Origin of the sequence: Streptomyces violaceoruber (genome assembly GCF_033406955.1) — a bacterium.
GTDB lineage: Bacteria > Actinomycetota > Actinomycetes > Streptomycetales > Streptomycetaceae > Streptomyces > Streptomyces violaceoruber.
The window spans coordinates 7,478,998-7,493,485 of sequence record NZ_CP137734.1 but is presented as its reverse complement, the minus strand read 5'-3'; the positions used below and the strand labels follow the sequence as shown (position 1 = coordinate 7,493,485).

The following is a 14,488-nucleotide window of genomic DNA, read 5'->3' as shown; positions in this document are numbered from 1 at the left end:
CCGGCCCCGACCGCGCCTCCCCACTAGCCGGCGCCCGCCCGGAAGCCGTCCCCAACGAGGCGCAACGCGTCGGGCAGCGCCACCACCACTGACCGTCCACACACCCGGAGGAGCATGTCCCACCCCGCCCCCTACCCGGTGGCACTGGCCGACGAGATCACCCGCCAGCTCGGCCAGCTCTCCGACCACCTCTCTCAGCTCCCCCCGCCCCAGGCAGCGCAGGTCATCGCCCGCGTCCTCGACCCCGACAACGGAGTCCTCGGCGGCGTCACTCACCTCGTCATCACCGGCAGCCACTTCGCCAAGAGCGAGGCAGAACGAGGCGCCCTGCCAGCGGAGGTATGGCTCGCCCTGGGCCGTGCCGCCAACGAACTGCACGACATCAGCCTGGACCTGGACGAGCACCAGGACCTCCTCCAGCACCTCGGCACCCGACCGGCCACCAGCGCGGCGAAGCCTCCGGCTCCTGCCCCGCTCGTCGTACGGCGGCGCCGGTGAAGAAGAAGCAGTGGCAGGGCTGGGGGCCGGGCGAGCAGGCCGAGCAGCACTACCTCGTCCAGCCCCGTGCCCTGGCCGGCGGCGGTGACGTCCGGCACGTCTCGGAGTTCCTGCGCGCCTCGGGCTGGCGGGAGAAGTCCAAGAAGGGCGGCCCGCTGCTCATGGAGAGCCCGGACCGCACCGTCCGCGTCGCCTACGACCCCTACATCCTGCCGGGCGGATGGACCATCCACGGCCGGGCAGGCGGCGCGACCGGTGAATGGTCTGCGCACCTGGGCCGGCAGACTCCGGTGGAGATCGTCGCCGGTCTTACCGACGCCCTCACCCGCCCCCGCTCCGCACACGCCCCTAACGTCTGGGCACCTCTGCAGGAGCAGAACTGGCACACGCGGTTCGAGGGCCAAGACTATTCGGCGAGCAGCCCCGACGGCACCGCGTGGATGCAGTACCGCCAGGGTGTCGATGGCTCGGCGATGTGGTGGACCGGAGCGCAGGACAAGCAGGGCAACGGCTGGACTGCCCACTTCACGCCGAACACGCCGATGCACCTGGTCCAAGCCTTCTCCACCGAACTTGCCGGCCCGGACCCGGTGATGCGCCCACGCGGACGTGTCCCGCACAGCGCCCAGATCCGGACCTGGTCGGTCTCCGTCAAGCCCTCCCAGCTCAGCGCCTGGCAGCAGGCCCGGATTACAGCTGCCCGCGCCGCCACCTGGGCCCGCAACAGCGCCCGAAGCGCCCGGCCCCGCACCACCGCCCGTCCCTACGCCCCGGCCGGCGGTGCCCGGACCCGCCGCTGATCTCCATCCCCATCTGAAGGAGCCCGATGCCTGCCCCCACCCCGGAAACCCTGCGCGCCCTGACTGAAACGCTGTCGGACGTCACCGAGTACCTGCGCGAGAATCCCGACCCCGATGAAGCCCTCGCCCTCGTCGAGCCGCTCCTCGACGAGTACACGGGCCTGCCCGTCCAGCTCGCCGACACGCTGCGTGCCCTCGCCCGCACCATCCAGGAACACCAGGCCATCCCACGTACCGCGCACGTCAACGTCCTGATCGCCGAGCTGCGTTCAGCCGCCTGGGAACAGACCGACCAGCACACCCTCCACTACGTCCTGGACGAGCTGCGTGCGCTGCACGACGACGCCGAGAGCGAGCAGGGGTGCAGCCGGTGCCGTTGAGCGAGCGCCAGCTCGACGCCTTCGCCGACAAGCACGCCGGGCAGATCCCCTTCGACACCAGCCCCCGCCACCTCGCCGGCCCGGGCGACGCCCGTCACGTCACCCACGGCCTGGCCGCGGCCGGATGGGCCACGGTCTCCGACCCGCTCAGCGCCGAGATCGTGATGGCCAGCCCCGATCACCGCTACCGCCTGCAGTTCGACCCGCAGTCCGCCACCTCCGCCTGGTGGCGGCTGCGGGCCGCCCCCGGCGACAACGACCATGGCTGGTACGCCGAGTTCGGTGAACTCGTGCCGGCCGAGGTCCTCGCCGGCCTCACCGACGCCCTCATCACACCGCCCTCATCGCAACCGGACCCCTGGCAGCCCGTGACCAGCGCAGGCTGGCAGTACGAGGATGCAGGGAGAGCGTTCTCTCCGGACTCGCTGTGCCGGATCGAGCACCGCCCCATGAGTGAGTTCCATGAACGGCCGTCCTGGCACATCGAGGTCAGGACAAGCAGCGACGAATCATTCCCGGGCCCGCGGATCTGGCATGCCTTCCTCGACGAGCACGTTCCCGATCGCCTCGTAGGTGCCTTCCTGGGCGCGCTGGCCGACCAGAGCCCGCTGCAGCGCGGCATGTTCGACCGCACCGCCCACTACAGCGCCGTCAAAGAGCCGAGCCCGCTGCGCCCGCAGCAGGTAGTGGACGCGCACACCGCCCGGGTGAAGACGCTCCGCGCACAGGCCCGCGCAGTGCGCCGTCAGCAGACTGCCAACGCGACACCCCCGGCGCCCACGACCGCCGTCCAGTCGGCCGCCCGCCGCTGACCTCAAAGGATGCTCTCATCTCCCGCACCACGAACCACGGCCGCCGCACCTCGCTGCGGCGCCTCAATCGCTATCTGCGCCACAGTGAACGGATCCTGGCGTCCTGGGACGCTTTCACCGCGTTCAACACGGACTTGGACGGTTGGCCCTTCGACGAGGACGCCTACGGCCGCCGGGCCGCCGTCCGTGACGCGGACACCGCCGCAGTGTTCGACGGCATCCGTCCTGGCGCTCGCCAATTGCTGGCCACCGCCCGGCTCCAGCTCCAGCACCTGCCCGCACACCTCACGCGGGACAGCTGGCCCGGGCAGCTGACCATCCTGGAGGAGGCACTGAGCCATCTCGACGCCTTGGACGCGCAGTGGCGCCAGACCCGGGCCCAGCTCCCCGAGGGCGCCGGTCCGGGCGGCGACGCGTACGTCGACGCGCTGGACGAGCACCACGCAGAGTGCTGGAGCTATCTGGACGACTGGGCCTGCCACGGCCGCGTCATCCTCGACATCCAGGCCGCCGCACGCCGCGCACCGTCCCGGCCGAAGCGCTCGCAGCTCCCCGCCCTGACGTCCCGGCGCAGCGGACACGGCGCAAGGGGGCGGTGACCATGCCCGAGGTCGCCGTCAACGTTGACATCGACTACGTCGCCCCGCGCCACCTGGCTGGCGGCGGCGATCCAGCCTGGATCACCGTCCCCCTCCACCGAGCCTGCGGCTGGAGCTACGGTCACGACCCCCTGATGCCTCGCGTTCTGCTTTCCAGCCCCGACCAGAAGGCCCTCCTGCGGCTGGAGCCTGACCCCGACGGACGGTGGTGGACTCTGCAGCACGCCCCCGCGCCGGACCGGCCCGCCTGGTTCGCCAGCTTCGATGCCCGCACCCCCGTCGAGATGATCGCTGCGTTCACCGACGTGCTGACCGATCCCACTGCCGATCAAGGAGACAACTGGGATCCGCAGGAGCCGCTTCTGACAGCGGGCTGGTCTCCGGCCTACAGCCACCACCGGCTGGCCTCACCCGACGGCACCGTCCGCGTCGAGGCCGACGAGGCAACCGGGGCCTGGTGGGTCGACACCGCCCTCCGCGACTTCCGGACTCTGCTGTGGCAAGCCCACTTCAGCGAGCACACCCCACCGCACCTGATCACCGCGTTCACCGCCGCGCTCACCGACCCCCGACCGGTGCCGCGCACCGCAGGCCCCTCCAGCCTCCCGACTCGCAACCCGGACCTCATCACCCTCTCGCACCGGGAAGTACCCGCCCAGCAGGTCGCCGGCGCCCTGGAAGAACGCGTCCGCTCCCTCGCCGCACGCCGATCCGGCCCGCCGGCGACGAGCACGCATCCTCCGCAACGGCCGCAGACCGAGCGCCACCGCCTGCGCTGATCCCTCCGTCCCCGCCTGGAAGCACCTAGCCCTTGCCCCCCTCCTCCTCCAGCAGCAACACCGACGGATACGACCTCGTCCTGCGCCTCCTGCTCGGCGTGCTCGCCGTCGTTGTCCCCCTGTCCCACCTGGCCTGGCTGTGCGGCAACCTCACCGCCTCCCTCGCCGGAGGCAGCTGGGCCCCCTACCAGCCGACCAACGCCTTGCTCCACCCCGAGCAGGTCTGGCCCGAGGCCGGGGAGAACGCCCTGCTCATCGGGGCACGCATCGTTCCCGTTCTGCTCCTCCTGGCTCTGGCGGTGACGGCGGTCGCCCTGTGGCTCCGGCACAAGAACCACGGCGGCGGCCGGAAGAAGATCACCGGCATGGCCAAGGCCAGGGACATCGAGCCCTTGATGGCCAAGGCGATCACCGACAAGGCCCGCTCGCTGCGCCCGAGTTTGAAGGACGCCAAGCACATCGAAGCCCGCGACACCGGCATCCTCCTGGGCAATCTGCAGAACACCCGGCACGAGGTGCGCATGGGCTACGAGGATGTGGCCGTCGCCATCATGGCGCCCCGCTCGGGCAAGACCACCTCGCTCGCCATCCCCTCCATGCTCGCCGCGCCCGGCCCCGTCCTGCTGACCTCGAACAAGGCCGCAGGCGACGCATTCACCGCCACATACGAGGCCCGCTCCCGCGTCGGGCAGGTGTGGACCATGGACCCCCAGCAGATCGCGCACGCCGCACGCGAGATGTGGTGGAACCCCCTCGCCAGCGCGAAAACCCTGGACGGGGCGAACCGGCTCGCCGGCCACTTCCTCGCCGCCTCGGTGGACGCCTCCCAGCAGGGCGACTTCTGGTCCAAGGCCGGCAGCAACATCCTGTCCCAACTGCTGCTGGCCGCAGCGCTCGACGAGCGGCCCATCACCGACATCATGCAGTGGCTCGCCTTCCCCGCCGACCGCACCCCGCTCGACATCCTCCGCGACCACGACTTCGCCGCCGTCGCAGCACAGCTCAAGGGCACCGTCGAGGGACCCCCGGAGACGCGCGACGGCATCTACGAGACTGCCCGCCAGTACGCCGCCGCACTGCTGAACAACGAGATCGCCGCCTGGGTCACCCCGCAGAAGGACGTTCCCGAGTTCCGCCCGTCGGAGTTCGTCACCTCCACCGACACGCTGTTCCTGCTGAGCAAGGACGGGGGAGGCGGGGCCTCGGCACTGATCGCCGCGTGCGCGGACTCCGTCATGCGCGCGGCCACCGCCCAGGCCGAACGGGCCGGCGGACGCCTGGACCCGCCCATGCTGGCGATCCTCGACGAGGCCGCCAACGTGTGCAAGATCAGCGACCTGCCAGACCTGTACTCCCACCTCGGCTCCCGCGGAATCATCCCGATCACCATCCTCCAGTCCTACCGCCAGGGCCAGAAGGTCTGGGGAGACGCGGGCATGGACGCCATGTGGTCCGCCTCGACCGTCAAGGTCATCGGCTCCGGCATCGACGACCCCGACTTCGCGGACAAGCTCAGCCGCTTGATCGGCGACCACGACGTCGAGACCACATCGACGTCGCACTCGGAGTCCGGCAAGAGCACGTCGGTGTCGATGCGGCAGGAACGGATCCTGCCCGCCGACGCGATCCGAGCCCTGCCCAAGGGCACCGCCCTGTGCTTCGCCACCGGCATGCGCGCCGCCATGCTCGACCTGCGGCCCTGGTACCGAGAGCCAGGAGCCGGGGAACTGTCCGCGGCGTCCGCCCGCGCGTCGAAGGCGATCACGGCTCGCGCCGTCGCGAAGCACGCGCCGACACAGTCCGACTTCGGGACGGCCGCGTGAGCGACGCCCCGCTGCACCTGGTGCCGGTCCGCTCCCGTGAGGCGAAGGACTTCGTGCGCACCTGGCACCGTCACCCCCCGCCGCCCGCAGGATAGATCTTCGCGGTCGGCGCCGCCGACGAGAGGGGCACGCTGCGCGCCGTGGCCATCGTCGGCAGGCCGGTGGCCCGTCACCTGGACGACGGCGCCACCCTCGAAGTCACCCGGACCGCCAGCGACGGCGCCCGCAACGCCAACTCACTGCTCTACGGGGCCGCGTGGCGGGCGGCGAAAGCCCTCGGCTACCGACGGCTGATCACCTACACGCAGGACGGCGAGAGCGGCGCATCCCTGCGCGGCGCCGGGTGGCGCGTGATCGCCAGCCGGCCGCCCCGCGCCGGATGGCACACCCCGGCCCGCCCACGAGCCGGCCACGGCAACGACCACGTCACCCGCCTGCTGTGGGAAGCCCTGTGACCGAGCCCGCTCCTGCACAGCAACGGACCGACCATCTCACCTTGCCCCGTACCGCCCCGCGTCCTCCCGGAGTTGTCCTGCACACCGTCGACCTGACCGAACACACCCGCCTTCTCGGCGAGGTGGCCCCCGTCCTGAAGGAGCTGTCCGTGGAGGCGGCACGCATCCGGGAGGGCGAGATCGCCAAGCCCGTCCGAGAGATCGCACCCCTGAGCCTGCGGGTGCACGAGCTGGCGATGAAGTGCACGCGGCAGGTGCACGACCTGTCGGTCAGCCAGTACCCCGCAATGAAGGACGGGGCCGACAACCTGGCGCTCCTCGCCGGCGCCTGCTCCCAGATCTCACTGGCCGCCACCCTGTGCAACCTCGCCATCCATCACCGCACCGAGATGCTGCTGTACGAGGACGCCGATCCCACCCCGGCGACCAGCCGTGATCAGCTTCGCCGTGCCGGTGTCGAGATGCAGCAAGCGGCCACCACTTATCGCGCCGTAGCGCGACGGCTCTCCCGACGCCTCGCCTCATTCTCAGCGCGCGCTGAAGACCGGCAACTCATCGCCGAGGCCCAAAGGCCCAGCCCGCAGAAGGCGCCCTCCACACCGCCCGTGCTCGCTGCCCGGCGCCGCGTATGACGACGCCGCCCGAGGGCTTCCTGTTCGACGTGGCCGCCCCGCCGACGCCGGTTGAGCGCCTGCTGCTGCTCGCAGACCAGTACGTGCAGCACAACGACATGCTCGACCGTCTCCTGCGGGCCCATCCGCCATCCGAGCCCAACGCCCACGCCGCCTCCGCCCAGCGACTCGCTTCTGCGACCCGCACCGCCCTCAAAGCGGTCACCGACGTACGCCTCTTCCGCAGTCTCGACCTGTCGGACGCAGTGGTCCGCCTTGAGCAGCTCGCCTTCCTGAGCAGTGCCTCCGCGGACCAGCAGCTCCCGATGGCCCGCACTCTGACCGCCTTGGCACCCGAAGCCGCGATGGGCTGCGCCAACACCCTCGCCTACGAAATCCGACGCCGCGGGGGGACGGCAGCAGGCGACGGTCCGGAGCACACCCTGACCGCCGCTCACCACACCGCCCTGTGGGAGATCGCCTGCGGGAACGTGGTGGTCACCAGCTCCCTGGGACGGCAAACCGTCCACTACCGCGACGAGCGCGTGCTCCTGGGCACACTGCGGGCGTTGGAGACAAAGGGGCTCGCGGAGCGCGTTCCGGAGTCCGCGCCTGCCGCCTATGTGGGCGGCCCGCTCCAGGACCGAGTCCGCCTCACTCCCGCCGGCACCACCGCGCTGGCCACGGCCATCAGCAGCCCGCCCACTCGCAGGGTGCCGGGCACGACGCCCGCGCCCGCACCCACCGCTGCGAAGACGGCCGCCCGCAGCCGTTAACTGACCCATCGGAGCCCACAGCAGCCCATGACCTCGCACTACCCTGCAGAACACCCGGATCCACCCCGCGCCCGGGTGGACGGATACGAGGCCCCGCCCGCACGCGTCCCAGACGTCTCCTGCACACCGGCACCGACGCGCTGCACCCGATCAGTCCTGGCCCACTGCCGCCTGCGGTACAAGGCCCGGCGGTGAGGCCCTTCGCGCCCCAGGACCGGGTCCTGGTCTCCCCGCGCTATCTGGCGGGAGCGGGCATCGACCGGCTCGCCGATGCGATCGGCCCGCTGGTCCACCTCTTCGGCTGGCAGAGCGAGCACGATCGCGCAAGCGGACGCATCAGCGTCCACAGCCCCGACGGCAGCCTGTTCGTCAACTTCAACTCCCGGCACACCCACGGCCACTGGTGGTCCCTCGCGCACCACGAGCCGTACTGGGAAGCCCGCTTCACCCGGCAGACCCCGATCGAGGCCATCGCCGCCGTCACCCAGGCTCTGCCCCAGCTGCTCGGCGACGACCGGCACATCGACCGGATCCCGCTCACCACCACCCCCCTCGCGCAGATCGCCGAACTGAACCACTGGCACCGCGAGGACGACACGTTCACCTCGCCCGACGGCCACTGCCACCTGCAGCACACTCCGGCGGAAGACACCCCGTGGCGCTTCCGGCACCACGTGTACGACGGCTTCGACACCCACTGGGACGCCTCCTTCACCCAGGACAGCCCCGAGCGGCTCGTCGCCCAGTTCTCCACCCACCTCGCGACGACCACCCCGGTCGAGCGCACCTTCCGTGACGTCCCCTATCTCGTGCAGAACCTGGACGACGCGCTCATCACCCCCGTGCACCGAGCCGCCGTGAACCCACACGTCCACCACGCCGGCGCCCAGCTCGGCCGCGTCGTACACCGCCGCTGACACCGGCCTCACCGAAACCCGTCATCCCCAGCTGAACGAGCCGACTGGGCCGGCCGAGCACCTCCTGCTCCTCGCCGGCTACTTCACCCGGCACAACGACGCCCTGACTCGGCTGCACGTACACGTCCGTTGCCGCGAGCGCACTGCCATTTCTCCCGGCCTGCACTTCCGAATCCCTTGGACCACCGTGTCACTCCTGGACATCCCCGACGTATTCATCGGGTCCACCGACGACGGCCACACCTTCGTCATCCTCAACCGCCCCATCCGCGACGCCGACCGGCTGCTCACCGACGCCGGCTTCCTCCCTCGTGAACACCACGGCCGCAGGCTCCACCTGCTGCCTCCAGGCATCGCGCAGGACGTACACGAGCGCGCCGGCGTGGCGATGTACGGGCTCTTGGCCCACACCCACGACCTCGTCGACCTTTCCTGGACCACCCGCTGGAGTCCCGACCAGCCGGCAGGCGGCCCAAACCTGCACTTCCAGGTCAGGGACGGCACGGTTGCCGTGACTGCCTCGACCACCGCCGCCCGGTTGCTGCTAGAGCAACACGGCTTCGTCCCCACAGCAGACGGCGCGGCCTACCGCACTCGGGACGGGCTGGACGAGCGCCAACTGCTCAGCGCCGTCACCGCTCCCGAGGCACACGCGTACACCCACGGTCTCAGCGCGCGTGTCCACCTGGGCATCCCCACACCAGCCGACATCCCCGCCAGCACCCGCCGCCGCTCAGCTCCCGCCACCGGTCCACGAATCACACCATCGGCCCCTCGCCGCACCCGCTGACCACCCCAACGCATCCGGCACCGCCATCCGAGGAGCTTCCACGTCCGACACCCCCACCGTGCATGATCTCGCCCGTGCCCTCGCCGACCAGCTCCACCCCGGTGCCGCTCCCCGGGACGTGACCGTCAACTTCGGCGCCCGCCGGCAAGCCCCCATCGAGTACCGCAGCCGCGGTCGGGGCGGGCCCATGACGGTCTACGCCCAAGCACTGCACGCCGCCCTCTACGGCCTTCCCACGCCCGACGAGTCGCTGCCCACCGCCCTGGACGCGCTTCTGCAAGCCACACACACCGCGACCGCCCCGGAACAGAAAACCGCCGTCCTGCGGCAGGTCGCCGAGCAGCTGCGCAACGCCGCCGAGATCATCCAGCGCTACCAGTACCGAGCCCAGTGGGACCGGTTCCCCACCGATGTCGCCGAGCAGCTCGCTACTGCTCACGACCAGGCCCAGCAGATCGCCCTGGCCCTCGACCGCGTGGCCCCCGCCTTCAGCCACCAGCCCACCACGGACACCACGCCCCGTGCCCGGGCCGCCCACGGCCAGAGCGCCACCACCCTCGTAACCTCCCCGCCTTCACCGGCCCCACGCCACCGCTGACCTGCCGCGACAGCGCCCTCCGAGAAAGACATCTCCTGGCCACCACCGACTCCCTCCAAGCTCTCCTCGCCCAACCCCGCTGCGCGCTCGGCGTGTTCGTCCCCGCCGGACTGCATCCGGCCCGCGCCGAGCATCATCAGCTCGACCAGATCGCCCGAGCCGGCGCCGACCTGTTCGAGATCGGCCTCGCCCACCATGACGCCGGCCTCGACGGGCCCATCATCCAAGCCGCCTACCGCCGCGCCCTGAGCCGCGGGCACCTCCTCACCCGCGCCCTGCGCGGGATCGAGCACGCCGCTGGCCTTCGGCCGACCGTCGTTATGACCTACTGGGACCCCGTCAGCCGGCACGGCCCCGAACGCCTGGCCCGGCTGCTCGCTGACGCGGGTGCCGCCGGCGCCATGGTCGTCGACCTGCCCGACGACCAGGCAGAGCGCTGGCAGGCCGCAGCGAAGGCCACGAACCTCTCCACCCCACGCCTCGTCCCCCGCCACCTCACTGACACCGGCCTCGCCACCGTGGCCGCCGGCGCATCGGGATGGCTCTACGCACCCGCCAGCACCGCCCCCACCGGCTACCGCGGCCCGCTCGACGTGCCCGCTCTCGCCGACTTCACGACACGCCTGCGCGCCGCGAGTCCCCTGCCCGTCGTATCGGGCGTGGGGATCTCCACCCCGGCCCTCGCGGAACGCGTTGCGCCACTGGTGGACGCCGTCGTCATCGGCACCCCCGTCGTCCGCGCCCTGATGACCGCCCCCGAGCAGGCCCCGGCACTCACTACCGCGTTCGCCCAAACCCTGAACCCGCACGCCACCACGGAGACCCGTGCCTGACCCCGCCGACCCGGCCCCGGTCCTCGCCCGCATCTCGTCCGACGCGGCCTCGCTGCACCAGGCCCTGCATTTCCTGCCCGCCGAACGAGGCGCATCCGCATCCACACTGGCCGCGCGCCTCACTGACGCCCAAGACCTCGCCGGCACCGCTTTGCGGCTGTTTCTCACCCTCAGCCGCCAGACGACGCGGCCCTGCCCTCCGGACCTGCTGCTCCTTCACCGCGTCGCGCAGATCGCCAAGGCCGCCCAGGACGCCGCCGCCGAACTGACGGCTGCTCTTGCCCGCGCCGTGGAGAACCAGCGCCGCCAGGCAGCCGCCACATCACGGCGGGTGGTTCTGATCGGGCCGACACCGCAGCAGTTCATCGAGTCGGCCACCGACCTCGTCGACCGCATCCCCGCCCTCTGCGACGCCGTATCCCGCGACCGGCCGCAATCCCCCTGCCGCTGACGCGACCGCGATTCGAGTACTCCCTCCCCTTTCCCTAAACCCAGGACAGACCATTTCAGATCAGCCCCGATTCCGCGCCCTCTCCCTCGGTGCGGGAGTTCAATCCAGCACGCTCCTTGCCCTGTCAGCCGAGGGCATTCTCCCCAGGGTCGACTATGCGATTTTCGCCGACACCGGATGGGAACCCGAAGCGGTTTATGCACACCTTGACCGCCTGGAAGAAGAGATAGCCGCCCCCGCCGGGATACCCGTACTGCGCGTGTCGGCCGGAAATATCCGAGACGACGCCCTGAACCCGGATCACCGGTTCGCCTCCATGCCGCTCCACATCCTCAATCAGGACGGGCGACCTGGGATGACCCGGCGGCAGTGCACCGGCGAGTATAAGGTCAAGCCAATCAAGCAGAAGGTCCGCGAACTGCTCGGCTACCCCTATCCGGCACGCATCCCAAAGGGCGTTTTCGTCGAGCAGTGGGTAGGAATCTCCACGGATGAATTCCACCGCGCGAAAGACGCGGACGTCAAGTACATGCGTAACCGGCATCCCCTTCTGGACATGTCCTGGAGCAGGGCCGACTGTGCGCGCTACCTGACTTCCCTCGGTCTCGCCGATACCCCGAAATCGAGTTGCCTGGGATGCCCGTTCCATGGAAATGCGCAGTGGCGGCATATCAGGGACACATCTCCGTCCGAGTGGGCGGACGTCGTCGAATTCGACACGGCCATCCGGCAGGGCAACGCCCGCGCCAACGCCACCGGCAACAGACTGCTCGGCGAGGCGTTCCTGCACCGCTCCCGCGTCCCGCTCAGCGAAGCCCCCATCGATCACGTCACCGCCGCCGAGCGGGCCGCCCTGCGGATCAGCGCGGACGAGGCCGACGTCCTGGAGAACGGTGTCGAGGACGGCTGCTCGCCCTGGGCGTGCCGGGGCGACGCCGACGCGCTGACGCAGGACGACTTCGGGCTGGCCACGTGATACTCGACCTCTTCGCGGGGCCGGGCGGCTGGAGCAGGGCACTGCACGTCCTGGGCGTGCGCGACGTCGGCCTGGAATGGGACCCGTGGGCATGTAAGACCCGTGCTGCGGCGGGGCAGTTGACCATCCGGTGCGACGTGGCGAGGTATCCGGCCTGGCCGTTCCTCGGCCGCACCCGCGGTGTGATCGCTTCGCCGCCGTGTCAGGCGTGGAGCATGGCCGGCAAGCGCCTCGGTCTTCTCGACCAGCCGCTGGTGCACGCGGCGGTCGAAGACCTGGCCGCCGGGCGCGACACCCGCGAGCGCCTCCTCACCGCCTGCCGCGACGAGCGCTCCCTGCTCGCCGCCGAGCCGATGCGCTACCTGCACGCGCTGAACGCGGTCGGCGAGCCCGACTGGGTGGCCATGGAGGAAGTACCGGACGTGCTGCCCTTGTGGAAGCAGTACGCGGCCGTCCTGCGCGGGTGGGGGTTCTCCGTCTGGTACGGGATCCTCAACGCCGCCGACTTCGGCGTCCCGCAGACCAGAAAGCGGGCAATCCTTCTGGCCTCCCGCGTCCGCACGGCGCAGCCGCCCACGCCCACGCACGCCCAGCTCGCCGAGCCGGAATCGCTGTTCGGTCCGGGCCGTGCCCGCTGGGTCAGCATGGCCGAAGCCCTGGGATGGGGCGCGACCGACCGGCCCGTCCCCACCGTCTGTGCAGGAGGTGGGCCTGGCGGCGGCCCCGAGCCGTTCCCGTCGGGCTCTCGCAAGACACTGTCCGACGCGCGGGAGCGCGGCACCTGGATGCCGCGGCCGGACGGGGTGGTTCTGCAGTCCCGCCGGGAAGGCGCGGGGTGGGCGGCCCGGCACGGCACGCGCGAGAATCGTGCGGCCGACGCTCCGGCGCCCACGTTCACCGCCGAGGCGCACCGCTGGTCCTGGTCCCTGCGCAGCAACAACCAGGCCAACGCCACCGTCCGGTCCATCCAGGAGCCGGCTGGCACGCTGTTCTTCGGGCACCGCGCCAACGAGTGCACCTGGGTCGCCGAACCCGCCACACCCTCGGCCACGGACACCGATGCGCCGGCCGTTCCCGAGCCGATCCGGATCACCGCCCGCGAGGCGGGCCTCCTGCAGACCTTTCCCGCCGACTACCCCTGGGCCGGGAACAAGGGCCAGCAGTTCTCCCAGATCGGCAACGCCGTTCCCCCGCTGCTCGCCGGCCACCTCCTCGCCCCGCACCTCGGCGTCACCCTCGACCCCGACGACTTCACCCTCGCCGCCTGATGCCCCACACCCCCGAACCCGACGAAGACGACCTTGACGCCGTCCCACCGCCCCAGCCGGTGTTCCACGTCGAGCAGGCCCTCCTGGGGGCTCTCCTCCTCGACCCGCACCGCCTGGACGACGTGAACGGCATCGCCGCCGACTCGTTCTCCACCGCCGCGCACGCCGCCCTGTATGCCGCGATCAGCACCCTGCCGCGGCCCGATCCCGCCGAGCACGCGAAGAACACCACGTGGCTCGACCGCGTACTCGCCACCGCCCTGGAGGAGGCGCGCGGACTGACCGCCTCCTACCTGCACGCCCTCGTTCAGGTCTGTCCCTGGCCCCGCCACGCCCCCGCGTACGCCCGGATGGTCGAGGCCGAGCACGCCCGCCGTCGCCTGCTGACGGCCGCCGAACGCCTCGTCCACACCGTCCACGACGCCTCCCTCCCGCACCCCGTCCAGACAGCGCTCGCCGAGGCGGATGCACTTGCCGCGGTCGTGGACGACATCGCGAACCGCTTCCCCCCGCGCTCCGGTGTCCTTCCCCGCATCCCGGCACCTCCTCCCACCGCCGCCGACGACACCGAGGCGGTCGAGGAGGAGCAGCTCCTGCTCGCGACCGCCACCGCCCGCCCGGACGACATCGAGGCCGTCCGGTGGCTGCTCCCCGACGACCTCACCCTGCCCCTGCACGCCGGCCTGTGGCAGTGCCTGACCACCCTCGCCCGCCGCGACGAGCCCATCGACCCCGTCACCGTCCTGTGGGAAGCCCAGCAGCGCGGCCTGCTCGACTACGGCCGTGAACCAGGCGAGGTCCTGCGCATGCTGGCTGAACCGGCCGGATCCGTCGAGCACTGGGCCGAACGCGCCCTGCGGCGCTCCCTGCTGGCCACGGCCGAACACACCGGACGGCGCGTCGAGGCGTACGCCGGCGACTCAGCGAACACCCCCTTCCAGCTCGTCGCCGGGGCCCGCCGCGCTCTCGCTGACATCGCCGCCGTCCGCACCCGCTGGCAGCACGCCACCGGAACCACCCCGCCACAGCAGCGGCGACCGGCGCCCGCCACCCGCGCCGGCCCACCGACCACCACGGCCGCACACGCCGCCCGGCCCACACGAGCAACCCGATAACTCCCGA

18 protein-coding genes are annotated in these 14,488 nt (G+C 71.4%); all 18 read left to right on the top strand.

Annotated features, from left to right (window positions below):
* Positions 1-114: 114 nt before the first annotated feature.
* The 18 genes from R2E43_RS33590 to R2E43_RS33505 all read left to right on the top strand — a co-directional run bounded on the left by R2E43_RS33590 (position 115) and on the right by R2E43_RS33505 (position 14,481).
* Entirely contained in the window at positions 115-498 is a 384-nt protein-coding gene (locus R2E43_RS33590; RefSeq protein ID WP_127433504.1) for a hypothetical protein, read from the top strand.
* Positions 495-1,298: a DUF317 domain-containing protein gene (locus R2E43_RS33585; RefSeq protein ID WP_332056860.1), complete on the top strand. Its 804-nt coding sequence runs from the start codon at positions 495-497 to the stop codon at positions 1,296-1,298. Before R2E43_RS33590 ends, R2E43_RS33585 begins: the two co-directional genes overlap by 4 nt.
* Positions 1,299-1,324: 26 nt before the next feature.
* The gene (locus R2E43_RS33580) at positions 1,325-1,678 is read left to right on the top strand and encodes a hypothetical protein (protein WP_168723761.1); all 354 of its coding nucleotides are present in this window, start codon (positions 1,325-1,327) and stop codon (positions 1,676-1,678) included.
* Positions 1,669-2,490 carry a DUF317 domain-containing protein gene (locus tag R2E43_RS33575; protein WP_332056859.1) on the top strand — a complete coding sequence of 274 codons (822 nt, stop codon included), beginning with the start codon at positions 1,669-1,671 and terminating at the stop codon, positions 2,488-2,490. Before R2E43_RS33580 ends, R2E43_RS33575 begins: the two co-directional genes overlap by 10 nt.
* A gap of 134 nt (positions 2,491-2,624) precedes the next feature.
* Positions 2,625-3,089, top strand: coding sequence for a hypothetical protein (locus R2E43_RS33570; RefSeq protein WP_332056858.1), 465 nt, complete (start codon positions 2,625-2,627; stop codon positions 3,087-3,089).
* A gap of 2 nt (positions 3,090-3,091) precedes the next feature.
* Positions 3,092-3,868: a DUF317 domain-containing protein gene (locus tag R2E43_RS33565; RefSeq protein WP_332056857.1), complete on the top strand. Its 777-nt coding sequence runs from the start codon at positions 3,092-3,094 to the stop codon at positions 3,866-3,868.
* A gap of 32 nt (positions 3,869-3,900) precedes the next feature.
* Positions 3,901-5,691, top strand: coding sequence for a type IV secretory system conjugative DNA transfer family protein (locus R2E43_RS33560; protein ID WP_193458597.1), 1,791 nt, complete (start codon positions 3,901-3,903; stop codon positions 5,689-5,691).
* 95 nt (positions 5,692-5,786) lie between these two features.
* Positions 5,787-6,146, top strand: coding sequence for an XF1762 family protein (locus R2E43_RS33555; RefSeq protein WP_332845888.1), 360 nt, complete (start codon positions 5,787-5,789; stop codon positions 6,144-6,146).
* A gap of 41 nt (positions 6,147-6,187) precedes the next feature.
* Positions 6,188-6,778 (top strand): hypothetical protein, encoded by a 591-nt coding sequence (locus R2E43_RS33550; RefSeq protein WP_332056855.1) that lies wholly within the window; start codon positions 6,188-6,190, stop codon positions 6,776-6,778.
* On the top strand, positions 6,775-7,533 hold the full coding sequence (locus R2E43_RS33545) for a hypothetical protein (RefSeq protein ID WP_332056854.1): 759 nt from the start codon (positions 6,775-6,777) through the stop codon (positions 7,531-7,533). Before R2E43_RS33550 ends, R2E43_RS33545 begins: the two co-directional genes overlap by 4 nt.
* 191 nt (positions 7,534-7,724) lie before the next feature.
* Complete coding sequence (locus tag R2E43_RS33540; protein ID WP_260612686.1) at positions 7,725-8,450, top strand: DUF317 domain-containing protein; 726 nt, start codon at positions 7,725-7,727, stop codon at positions 8,448-8,450.
* Positions 8,451-8,637: 187 nt separating this feature from the next.
* On the top strand, positions 8,638-9,240 hold the full coding sequence (locus tag R2E43_RS33535) for a hypothetical protein (protein ID WP_332056853.1): 603 nt from the start codon (positions 8,638-8,640) through the stop codon (positions 9,238-9,240).
* 58 nt (positions 9,241-9,298) lie between these two features.
* Entirely contained in the window at positions 9,299-9,838 is a 540-nt protein-coding gene (locus R2E43_RS33530) for a hypothetical protein (protein ID WP_332056852.1), read from the top strand.
* A gap of 92 nt (positions 9,839-9,930) precedes the next feature.
* Entirely contained in the window at positions 9,931-10,671 is a 741-nt protein-coding gene (gene trpA / locus R2E43_RS33525) for a tryptophan synthase subunit alpha (protein ID WP_185931335.1), read from the top strand.
* A complete protein-coding gene (locus tag R2E43_RS33520) occupies positions 10,664-11,122 on the top strand; it encodes a hypothetical protein (protein WP_332056851.1) in 459 nt (152 codons plus the stop codon). Before trpA ends, R2E43_RS33520 begins: the two co-directional genes overlap by 8 nt.
* Before the next feature lie 52 nt (positions 11,123-11,174).
* Complete coding sequence (locus tag R2E43_RS33515; protein WP_332057139.1) at positions 11,175-12,098, top strand: adenine nucleotide alpha hydrolase family protein; 924 nt, start codon at positions 11,175-11,177, stop codon at positions 12,096-12,098.
* Positions 12,095-13,366, top strand: a complete 1,272-nt coding sequence (locus tag R2E43_RS33510) for a DNA cytosine methyltransferase (RefSeq protein ID WP_164379513.1) — start codon at positions 12,095-12,097, stop codon at positions 13,364-13,366. Before R2E43_RS33515 ends, R2E43_RS33510 begins: the two co-directional genes overlap by 4 nt.
* Positions 13,366-14,481: a DnaB-like helicase N-terminal domain-containing protein gene (locus tag R2E43_RS33505; protein WP_332056850.1), complete on the top strand. Its 1,116-nt coding sequence runs from the start codon at positions 13,366-13,368 to the stop codon at positions 14,479-14,481. The genes R2E43_RS33510 and R2E43_RS33505 overlap by 1 nt, the downstream gene beginning before the upstream one ends.
* The last annotated feature ends 7 nt before the right edge of the window (positions 14,482-14,488 follow it).